Origin of the sequence: Jiangella anatolica, from assembly GCF_003236295.1 — a bacterium.
Lineage (GTDB): Bacteria > Actinomycetota > Actinomycetes > Jiangellales > Jiangellaceae > Jiangella > Jiangella anatolica.
This window is the reverse complement of record NZ_POTW01000092.1, coordinates 19531-28894: the sequence shown is the minus strand read 5'-3', so window position 1 is coordinate 28894 and position 9364 is coordinate 19531. Positions and strand designations below refer to the sequence as shown.

7 protein-coding genes are annotated in these 9364 nt (G+C 72.0%); 5 read left to right on the top strand and 2 right to left on the bottom strand.

Annotated features, from left to right (window positions below):
- Positions 1-46: 46 nt before the first annotated feature.
- Positions 47-1381 (bottom strand): family 4 glycosyl hydrolase, encoded by a 1335-nt coding sequence (locus C1I92_RS26695; RefSeq protein ID WP_111257672.1) that lies wholly within the window; start codon positions 1379-1381, stop codon positions 47-49.
- On the bottom strand, positions 1378-2130 hold the full coding sequence (locus C1I92_RS26690; RefSeq protein WP_111257671.1) for a DeoR/GlpR family DNA-binding transcription regulator: 753 nt from the start codon (positions 2128-2130) through the stop codon (positions 1378-1380). Before C1I92_RS26690 ends, C1I92_RS26695 begins: the two co-directional genes overlap by 4 nt.
- A 180-nt stretch (positions 2131-2310) precedes the next feature.
- Between C1I92_RS26690 and C1I92_RS26685 the strand changes: the two genes are divergently transcribed.
- The 5 genes from C1I92_RS26685 to C1I92_RS26665 are packed head-to-tail and all read left to right on the top strand — an operon-like array spanning position 2311 to position 9323.
- A complete protein-coding gene (locus tag C1I92_RS26685) occupies positions 2311-3408 on the top strand; it encodes a carbohydrate kinase family protein (protein WP_199521621.1) in 1098 nt (365 codons plus the stop codon).
- Positions 3409-3453: 45 nt separating this feature from the next.
- Complete coding sequence (locus tag C1I92_RS26680) at positions 3454-4815, top strand: extracellular solute-binding protein (protein ID WP_111257670.1); 1362 nt, start codon at positions 3454-3456, stop codon at positions 4813-4815.
- Positions 4815-5705, top strand: a complete 891-nt coding sequence (locus tag C1I92_RS26675) for a carbohydrate ABC transporter permease (protein ID WP_199521620.1) — start codon at positions 4815-4817, stop codon at positions 5703-5705. The genes C1I92_RS26680 and C1I92_RS26675 overlap by 1 nt, the downstream gene beginning before the upstream one ends.
- A complete protein-coding gene (locus C1I92_RS26670; RefSeq protein WP_111257668.1) occupies positions 5702-6508 on the top strand; it encodes a carbohydrate ABC transporter permease in 807 nt (268 codons plus the stop codon). The genes C1I92_RS26675 and C1I92_RS26670 overlap by 4 nt, the downstream gene beginning before the upstream one ends.
- Before the next feature lie 40 nt (positions 6509-6548).
- Entirely contained in the window at positions 6549-9323 is a 2775-nt protein-coding gene (locus tag C1I92_RS26665) for a sugar-binding protein (protein WP_111257667.1), read from the top strand.
- Positions 9324-9364 lie beyond the last annotated feature (41 nt).

Genomic DNA, 9364 nt, shown 5'->3' with positions numbered 1-9364 from the left:
ACCCCCGCCCCTCCAACGCCCACAAGCAACAAGGCGCGACCGGGCCTCAGTTCCGGGTCAGGACCGCCCGCAACTCCGGCAGCGCCCCCAGCTCCGCCTCGACCAGCCGCTCCGCCGTCGTGACGGAGTCGACGAGCGGGTGACTCGCTACGGCCGCGACCGCCGCCCGCCTCGAGCCGGACCGGGCCGCGGCGATGGTGGCCCGCTCGGTCGCCTTCACCGACGAGACCAGCGCGGCCGCCGCCGGATCGAGGGCGCCGGCCGCGAGCGGGTGGGCGCCGTTGCGGCCGACCAGGCAGGGCACCTCGACGACGGCGTCGGCGTCCAGGCCGGGCAGCGCCGAGCGGTTGCGGACGTTGAGCACCAGCGTGGCCCGCTCGTCGGCGGCGATGGCCCGCATCAGCGCCAGCGCGACCTTGTCGTAGCCGCCGCCGTCGAGGTCGGCGGTGTCGCGGTTGCCGACGCCGGCGGCCTCGCGGCTCTCGGCCATGTAGGTCGCCTCGCGCTCCTGGCGCACCTCGTCCCACCGCGCGGCCGCGCCGGACCCGGACGCGTCGGAGCCGTAGAACCCGGCCTGCTGGGTCTGCAGGAATTCACCGCGCGTCGCGGGCGCCGACACCGCTGACGCGATCGCCTCGCGGGTGAAGTAGTAGTAATAGAGGTACTCGTTCGGCAGCGTGCCCAGCGACCGCAGCCACGGCGCGCCGAACAGCTTCCCCTCCTCGAACGAGCCGAGCGCGTCGTCCGAGGCGAGCAGGTCCGGCAGCACGTCGCGCCCGCCGACGAGCACGCGGCGCAGCCACCCCAGGTGGTTCAGCCCGGCGTAGTCGAACCAGGCGTCGCTCATCGGGACGTCCAGCGCCCGGGCGACCCGGCGGAACAGCCCGACCGGGGAGTCGCAGATGCCGATGACGCGGTCGCCGAGCACCGAGCTCATCGCCTCGGTGACCATGCCGGCCGGGTTGGTGAAGTTGATGACCCACGCGTCCGGGGCCTCGGCGGCGACGACGGAGGCGATGTGCAGCGCGACCGGCACCGTCCGCAGCCCGTACAGCACGCCGCCGGCGCCGGTGGTCTCCTGACCCAGCACGCCGAGCCCGAGCGCGGACCGCTCGTCGCAGGACCGCCCGGCCAACCCGCCGACCCGGATCGCGGAGAACACGAAGTCGGTGCCGCGCACGGCCGCCGCGAGGTCACTCTCGACGACGAGCTTCGGCCCGCCGCCGCCGGAGCGTTCCTCGAGCACCGCCTGCACGGCCCGCACGCGCTCGGCGTCGGTGTCGTGCAGGACGATGGTGTCCACGCCGGAGTCCGAGCTCGCCAGCGCGCGATGCACCAGCGGGACGCGGAAGCCGCCGCCCCCGAGGATCGTCAACCTCATACGAGAACCACCTTCACACCGTTCTCCCGGAGCGCGTCGAGGGCTTCGGTGCCCTCGGCCGCATCAGTCACGATTACGTCCAGGGCCTCGGGTCCGCACACGGTGGCGAACCCCGTCCCCGGGAACTTCTCCGCGTCGGCCAGCAGGACGACCTGGTCGGACGCCGCGATCATGGCCCGGCGCACCGGCACCTCGACCACCGTGGTGTCGACGACGGCGCCGTCGGCGCGCACGCCGCTGGTCCCCATGAACAGCTTGCCGGCGCGCAGCTGCCGGACGGCGTCCTCGGTGAGGAAGCCGACCAGCGACTTGTAGTTGCGCCGCACCACGCCGCCGAGCAGGATCAGCTCGATGTCGGGGTCGGGCAGCAGCTCCTCGTAGACCGCCATGTTCGCCGTCATCACGGTGACCTTGCGGCCGCGCAGGTGCACGGCCAGCCGGTGCACCGTCGTGCCGATGTCGAGCAGCAGCACGTCGCCGTCCTCGACCATCTCGGCCGCGCGCCGGGCGATGGCGTCCTTGGCCAGGTGCGCCTCGGTGGCGACGGCCGCGAACGACGGTTCCAGCGACGGGCTCGCCGCCGCGCCGCCGCGCACGCGGGTGAGCAGGCCCTGCTCGTCGAGCCAGGCGAGGTCGCGCCGGATGGTGGCCTGACTGACGCCCAGGCGGGTGCCCAGCGTGGACACCGCCACCGGACCCTCGGCACGGAGGATCTGCATGATGAGCTCATACCGGCGCTGCGCAAGCACGGCTGAACCATATCAGTCATCTTCGCTCAATCGAACAGCAGTCACGCCGAAACATGCGCAGAACTGCGCGATAGGCCGGGTTTGTACCGCAGACGACACGGGCGATGCATCACAACCGCTCATATCTTGTCATTTGCGCGCAGCCGCACTAGGGTTCGAGCAACCCTTGGGAGGAGTGCCGTGTCCAACATCGCTCGTGACCCCTACCGCGCACCGTCGCGCCACGATCCGCTGGCCGCGCTGCGTGCGGACGGCGGTCCCGAGCTGGACGTGTTCCTGACCGGCACCGTCTTCTTCGACATCATCTTCATCGGCATGGAGGGCCCGCCGAAGCAGGGCACCGAGGTGTGGGCCGACGGCATGGGCTCCAGCCCGGGCGGCGTGGCCAACCTCGCCGTCGCCGCCGCGCGCCTGGGCCTGCGCACCGGCCTGGCCGCGACGTTCGGCGAGGACCTCTACGGCGACTACTGCCGCCAGACACTCGGCGTCCAGGAGGGCGTCGACCTCACCTACTCGCGCTACGTGACCGGCTGGCACTCGCCGGTGACGGTGTCGATGGTCTACCAGCGCGACCGCGCGATGGTGACCCACGGGCACCGGCCCGCGGCGCTGGACCGGCTGGTCACGCACCCGCCGCAGGCGCGCTCCTGCTTCGTGGACCTGGGCGGGGAGCGCGAGCCGTGGGTCGACTCCGTCACCGCGGCGGGCGGCCGGGTCTTCGCCGACCTCGGCTGGGACCCGGAGGACCGCTGGGACCTCGGCCGGCTGCGCGAGAGCCTGTCCGGCTGCTACGCCTTCTCCCCCAACGCCGTCGAGGCGATGAGCTACACCCGCACCGACAGCCCCGAGGCCGCGGTGGAGAAGCTGGCCGAGCTGGTGCCGCTGGCGGTCGTCACGAACGGCTCCGACGGCGCGCTCGCCTTCGACAAGGACGCCGGGCGCCCGGTGCGGGCCGCCGCGGTCCCCGTCGAGGCACTGGACCCCACCGGCGCCGGAGACGTGTTCGTCGCCGGCCTGATGGTGGGTACGCTGGCCGGCTGGCCGCTGCTGCACCGCCTGCGGCTGGCCAACCTGGGCGCCGCGCTGTCGGTGCGGCACTTCGGCGGCGCGCTGGCCTCACCCGGCTGGGGCGACATCGCACTGTGGTACCGCGAGACCGGGTCGAAGGACCCGGCGCTCGCGGCCGACTACGAGTTCCTGAGCACGATCGTCCCGGACGACGCGGTACCGGAGGTGTCGCGCGCGATCGCGACGCTCGGCTTCCGGGCCGGCCGCTGAACCGGGCACCTGGGCACGTCGACACATTCGAAAGGGCCGACTCTCATGACGTTGTCGATCACGAGGACCAGAACGGGACTGGCCGCTGCCGCCGCCGTCGCGCTGCTGATCGGGGCCTGCGCTCCGGGCAGCGACAACGACGACGACGCGAGCAGCGCGCCGTCCGCGGGCGACGCCGCCACCGACCCGTCCGAACTGGGCGACGTCACGCTGACGGTGTGGGACCAAGAGGTCCGCGAGGGACAGACCGAGCAGATCGAGGCGCTCAACGCCGCGTTCGAGGAGCAGTACCCGAACATCACCATCGACCGGGTCTCGCGCTCCACCGACGACCTGCGCACGACGCTGCGCCTCGCGCTGTCCGGCGATGACGCGCCTGACGTCGTCCAGGCCAACAACGGCCGCCCCGAGATGGGCCAGTACGTCGCGTCCGGCCTGCTCACGCCGCTGGACGGCTACGCGGAGGCGTACGGCTGGTTCGACCGGTTCCCGGAGTCGGTGCGCGCGCTGGCCTCCTACAGCGAGGACGGCGCCACCTTCGGCGACGGCGACCTCTACGGCCTGCCGCAGATGGGCGAGATCGTCGGCCTCTACTACAACAAGACCAAGCTCGACGCGCTCGGCCTGGAGCCGCCGCAGACCACCGACGACTTCGTCGCCGTGCTGCAGGCGGCGCAGGCGGCCGGCGAGGTGCCGATCCAGTTCGGCAACTCCGAGCCGTGGGCCGGCATCCACGAGTTCGGCTTCATCCAGAACCAGTTCTCCGACGCCGAGACGATCCGCAACCTCGGCTTCGGCCGGCCCGGCTCGTCCTGGACGTCCGAGGACAACGTCGCCGCGGCGGACGCGACCCGCGAGTGGGTCGACGCCGGCTACTTCGTCGACGGCTTCAACGGCGTCAACTACGACAGCGCCTGGCAGGCCTTCGCCCAGGGCACCGGCGTGTTCTTCGTCGGCGGCACGTGGCTGGTCGCGGACCTGACCTCGGCCATGGGCGACACCGTCGGCTTCGTGCTCCCGCCGGCCGGCGCCAGCGGGCAGCACCTGGTCACCGGCGGCGTCAGCATCCCATGGGCGATCCCGGCCAACAGCGACGCCAAGGAGGCCGCGGCCGCCTACATCGACTTCATCACCAACTCCGAGGCGATGACGGCGCTGACCGAGGCCGGCAACCTGCCGGTGATCGAGGCCGACCAGCAGACCACCACCGGCCTGCAGTCGGAGGTGTTCGCGGCGTGGGCGCAGGCCGGCGAGGAGGACCTGCTGGTCCCGTACCTGGACTACGCGACGGAGACGTTCTACGACACGCTCACCGTCGCGGTGCAGAACCTCATGGCCGGTCAGAGCGACACGCAGCAGTTCCTGGACACGCTCGAGACCGAGTACAGCGCGGCCACCGGTAGCTGATGGCGCTGGCGGCGGGGCGGGGACCCGGCGAACCACGCCGGGTCGCCTACCTCTACATCCTCCCGGCGCTGCTGGTCTTCGGCCTGTTCGTCCTGGTCCCGCTGGCCCGCACGGCCCAGTTCTCGCTCTACGAGTGGAACGGGCTGGGCGCGGCCAGCTGGGCCGGGCTGGAGAACTACCGCGCCGTCTTCACCGAGCCGCAGCTGCGTGGCGCGTTCGTCCACGCGCTGGTGCTGGTGGTGTTCTACGCGGTGATCCCGGTGACGCTCGGGCTGCTGCTCGCGGCGGCGATGAGCCGGGCGGTGCTGCGCGGCATGGGGTTCTTCCGGGTCGTGCTGTTCCTGCCGCAGGTCATCCCGATGGTCGTGGTCGCGATCGCGTGGCGGCAGATCTACGAGCCCAACGGACCGCTCAACGACGTGCTCCGCTTCGTCGGGCTCGACGCGCTGGCCCGGCCGTGGCTGGGCGACTACACGTGGGCGCTGCCGTCGGTCGGCATCGTCGGCACCTGGGTCGGCACCGGCCTGTGCCTGGTGCTGTTCCTGGCCGGCATGTCGCGCGTCCCGCGCGAGCTGTACGAGGCGGCCCGGCTCGACGGCGCCGGCCCGTTCCGGGAGTTCCGGGCCATCACGCTGCCGTCGCTGCGCGGTGAGCTGGCGGTCGCGCTGACGCTCACCGTCATCGCGGCGCTGAAGACGTTCGACCTGGTCTACGTGATGACCAGCGGCGGCCCGGGCACCGAGACCACCGTGCCGTCGTACCAGGTCTACAACAACGCGTTCCTGCTCGGCCGGGTCGGCACCGCGACGGCGCTGGCCGTCGTGCTGACGCTGCTGCTGTTCGTGGCGACGGTCGCGATCAACCGGGTCGGCGAGAGGGGGCAACGATGATGATCTCGCGAGGCGAGCGGCTGGCGAACTACGCCGTGCTGGCCGTGTTCGCCGTCCTCGCCGTGTACCCGGTGCTGCTGATCCTGCAGACCGCGCTGTCCAACGACCAGATCGGCGGCGGCGGGTCGTTCCATTTCGAGAACTTCGCCGACGCCTGGGACCAGGGCCAGTTCGGCTCCTACCTGCGCACCAGCATCATCGTCGCGGTGCTGGTGGTCGGCCTGTCGACGCTGTTCTCGGTGCTGGCCGGCTACGCGTTCGGCACCATGCGCTTCCGCGGCTCGGAGGTGCTGTTCTACGTCATCCTGCTCGGCATCATGGTGCCGGCCGAGGCGCTGGTCATCGCGCTCTACTTCGACCTGCGCGAGCTGGGGCTGACGAACACCCTGGTGGCGATCGTCATGCCGCAGGTGGCGCAGTCGACGGCGTTCGGCACGTTCTGGATGCGCGCCTACTTCCGCGGCAGCTCCCGCGAGGTCGTCGAGGCCGCCCGCCTCGACGGCGCCGGGCACTGGACCACGCTGTGGCGGATCCTGGTGCCGATGGGCCGGCCGGCGCTGACCACGATGGTCGTGCTGGTCTTCATGTGGACCTGGAACGAGTTCCTCATCCCCTTGATCATGGCCACCGACGAGAGCCTGCGCACGGCTCCGCTCGGGCTGGCCTTCTTCCAGGGGCAGTACACGTCCGGAACGGCGCTGCTGGCCGCCGGTGCGACGCTCGTCGCGCTGCCGGTGGTCGTTCTCTACCTGTTCCTGCAGCGCCACTTCATCCGGGGGATGGTCGAGGGCGCGGTCAAGTAGCGCGCCCTGTTCTACCCGTCACCACTCGAGAGGAGTCACCATGCGAGCAGCCAGACCCGCTGCTGCAGCCGCCACCGCAGCTCTCCTCGCGGCGACGCTTCCCGCGGCCGCCGCACCGGCCGCATCGGGAACGCCCGCCCCGAAGACCGACGCCGTCGACCTCGACGTGCTGTACATCGGCGCACATCCGGACGACGAGGCGGGATCGCTCTCGGCGTTCGGTCAGTGGAATGAGTACGACGACATCCAGGCCGGCGTCATCACGGTCACCCGCGGCGAGGGCGGCGGGAACGCCGTCGGTCTCGAGGAGGGCCCGGAGCTCGGCATGCTGCGCGAGGCCGAGGAGCGCCGCGCCGTCGGCAACGCCGGCGTCGACAACGTCTACAACCTCGACGAGCTCGACTTCTTCTACAACGCCAGCGCACCGCTGTCTGACCAGGTCTGGGGCGACGACGCGCTGGAGCGAGTGGTGCGGGTCGTCCGTTCCACCCGGCCCGAGGTCATCGTCACGATGAACCCGTCGCCGACCTCCGGAAACCACGGCCACCACCAGCAGGCCGCGCGCCTGGCCGTCGAGGCCTACGAGGCCGCCGCCGACCCCGAGGCGTTCCCGGAGCAGCTGTCCGAGGAGGGCCTGTCGACCTGGCGGGTCTCGCGGATCCTGCGCGGCGGCGCCACCGGCACCGGCGTCACCGGCTCGGCCTGTGAGACCACGCCGTACACGCCGGCGGATACGACCGACCGCGTGTTCGGCGTCTGGCAGGGCCGGGTGTCGGAGGAGACCGGCGAGCTGTGGGCGCTGCGCGAGCGGAAGTCGCAGTGGGAGTACGTCAGCCAGGGCTGGGCGGTGTTCCCGCCGCCGCCGACGGACCCGGAGCAGAACGGCTGCGACTGGTTCACGCTGATCGCCAGCCGGACGCCGTACCCGGCGACCACCGCGGGCCCGACCGCCGCGCTGCAGGGCGCGCTGCTGCCCATCGAGGGCGGGCTGCCGCTCGGCACCGAGCTCACCATCGACCCGGATCCGTTCTACGTGCTGCCGGGCGAGTCGTTCACCGCGACAGTGCAGGTCAAGGCGCCGGCCCGCAAGCCGCTGGTGCAGCCGGCGCTGACGGTGTCCGGTCCGGACGGCTGGACCGCGACGGTGCCGTCCGGCGCACTCCCCCGCACGCTTCGCCCGGGCCAGGAGGTCAGCGTCGACGTGACCGTCACCCCGCCGGCCGACGCAGCGCCCGGTCAGCGGGTGGCGCTGACGGCGACCCTGGACACCCGGTCCGGCAGCGGCTCCAACGAGGCCGCCGTGGAGACCACGCCGGCCGTGCGCGGCGACCTCGCGCAGCGTCCCGAGGCCGAGGTGTTCGCCGGCTGGACCGCCGACGTCGACCTGCCGAAGTTGGTCAGCCTGATCGCGCCGATCGCGTCGGTGGGCACCGGCCGCACCCAGCCGGTCTCCGTCGACGTCACCAACGACGGCCTGACGCCGGCCGCCGGCTCGGTCACGCTCGACCTGGCCGACGGCTTCACCGCGTCGCCGGCGTCCGTGCCGTTCTCGGGCCTGGCGCCGGGCGAGTCGACCACGGTGACCTTCGACGTCACGAACACCGACACCGCTCTGCCGACGTCGAACCGGGCGCCGGGCGGCGGTTACCCGTTCCAGATCGTCACCGACTTCGGCTCGGGCACCGACACGACGAACGCCACGCTCGAGCTCGTGCCGACGACGACGGTCCCGCAGGTGTCCACCGCGCCGACGATCGACGGCGTCGCGGGCGAGGGCGAGTACCCGGGCGAGGTCATCGACTCCTCCACGATGTGGGAGGGCCAGGCGGCGCCGGCCGAGGACGCGTCCTCGACGACCCGCGTGAGCTACACCGATGACGCGCTGTACGTGCTCGTCGAGGTCACCGACGACGTCCTGGGCACCGTGCTGCCGCTGGAGGACTGCAAGCGGCACTGGCGCACCGACTCCGTCGAGATCACCGTCGACCCGCGCGGCACCTCGTCGAACACGTCGACGACGTTCAAGACCGGCATCTTCCCGACCACCGTGGAGGGCGACGCGTGCTTCCAGCGTGACGCCGACAACCGCCAGGGACCGGGCGCCGAGACCGCGCCGGGCATGGAGGTAGCCGCGGTGATGGGCGCTAGCCGGAGCCAGAGCGGCCACGCTGGTTCGTGCGGCTCCTGCGGGTGTGCGGCCTGCGCGGGCGGCGCCACCGCCGCTCAGGGCTACACCGGGTACACCGTCGAGGCGAAGATCCCGTTCGACGTGCTGCCCGACAACGTCGACCCCGAGCGGATGGGGTTGAACGTGCTGGTCTACGACTCGGACACGCAGGACAAGACCGGCCAGACACGGATCGGCTGGTCGACGTTCAACGGCGTGCAGGCCGACCCGTTCCGGTGGGCACTGGCGACGCTGCCGGGGCTGGCCGACGCGGGCTCCGATCCGGTCGAGCCGATCATGCCCGACACGGCGGCGCTGAGCGTGAACTCGCCGCAGAGCATCGCGCAGTCCGCCGAGGACGGCGTCGGTCTCGGCGGCGGGCCACGGCTGCCGTCGCGCACCGCGTCGATCACGTCGGCGGAGGCCTCCGGCGACACCGTCGAGGTGCAACTGCGGACCCGGTCGGCGGGCCAGGCGAACGTCTTCCTTTGGGACGGCGAGAGCGTGGTCGGCCAGACGTCGGTGGAGGTCGGCTCCGGCCGGACGACGCTCGACGTGCCGGTGACCGGCGGGTCCGGCGACCTCACCGCCCTGGTGGCGTTCATCACCGACGACGGCACGCTGGCGCTGTCGGAGGAGGTGGACTGACCGCCCTGGAAATGATCACGTGAAGTTGGTGTGCTCCCGCT

Bases quoted from the DNA above. Each gene is read 5' to 3' on its own strand.
- C1I92_RS26665 (WP_111257667.1), top strand. From the start codon at position 6,549: ATGCGAGCAGCCAGACCCGCTGCTGCAGCCGCCACCGCAGCTCTCCTC.
- C1I92_RS26680 (WP_111257670.1), top strand. From the start codon at position 3,454: ATGACGTTGTCGATCACGAGGACCAGAACGGGACTGGCCGCTGCCGCC.
- C1I92_RS26675 (WP_199521620.1), top strand. From the start codon at position 4,815: ATGGCGCTGGCGGCGGGGCGGGGACCCGGCGAACCACGCCGGGTCGCC.
- C1I92_RS26670 (WP_111257668.1), top strand. From the start codon at position 5,702: ATGATGATCTCGCGAGGCGAGCGGCTGGCGAACTACGCCGTGCTGGCC.
- C1I92_RS26695 (WP_111257672.1), bottom strand. From the start codon at position 1,381: ATGAGGTTGACGATCCTCGGGGGCGGCGGCTTCCGCGTCCCGCTGGTG.